1 pseudogene is annotated in these 844 nt (G+C 71.6%); it reads left to right on the top strand.

Annotated features, from left to right (window positions below):
• A pseudogene (locus ACVOME_RS18660) lies at nt 1-328 on the top strand (methyl-accepting chemotaxis protein); the annotation flags it as partial.
• Nucleotides 329-844: the final 516 nt, after the last annotated feature.

The following is an 844-nucleotide window of genomic DNA, read 5'->3' as shown; positions in this document are numbered from 1 at the left end:
GGCCTCGCAGGAACAGAGCGCCGGCATCGAGCAGGTCAACCAGACCGTGGTGCAGATGGACGAGACCACCCAGCAGAATGCCGCGCTGGTGGAGGAAGCCACCGCCGCTGCGCGGGCCATGGAGGAACAGGCAGGCCATCTGAGTGAAGCGGTGTCCATCTTCGTGCTCGATGAAGCCGAAACCGTGGTCGCGCCCCGCGTCGCCGCCCCCGCCCCGCGCACCGCTGCACCCGCCGCCCCGGCGCCGGCTGCACCGCCGGCCCGCCGCAGCTGGGGGGGTCGCCCGATGGCCGCGGAACTGGCCGACGGAGACTGGCAGGAGTTCTGATTCCTGCCTGACCTGACGCACGACAACGCCCTGGCCCTGCGCCGGGGCGTTTTCGTTTAAGGGGCATCTGATTGTCCAGCCAACGGCGAAGCCCCTCGGAGTGGCCGCGGAGAGCTGCGGATTTCCTTCGTTTGGGCCAGGAAGGTGGGTCGCGCAGGGCACGCCGTGAATACGTCCCTGTAGGCTCGGGCGCGCCATCCATGGCGCTTACGCCCCTGCGCAACCCACCCTCCCGGCCACGGACAGTTTCCGTGCGCGTCCACCCCGGATTGAAGAAAGAAAGCAAAAAGCAAAAGCCAGGCCACTTCAGGGGTCAGATCCGTTTTCCGCAGGAAAACGGATCCGACCCCTCTTCCCACGTGGAAACCCAACGCCTTTGCCGGCCGCCGAAGTGAAGCCCTGGCGGGGGGGGGGGGGGGGGGGGGGGGGGGGGGGGGGGGGGGGGGGGGGGGGGGGGGGGGGGGGGGGGGGGGGGGGGGGGCGGCGGGCGGGGCGGGGGGGGGGGGCAGCCCAGCG

The organism is Stenotrophomonas sp. STEN008 (genome assembly GCF_056760435.1).
This window is presented reverse-complemented; position numbering and strand designations above follow the sequence as displayed.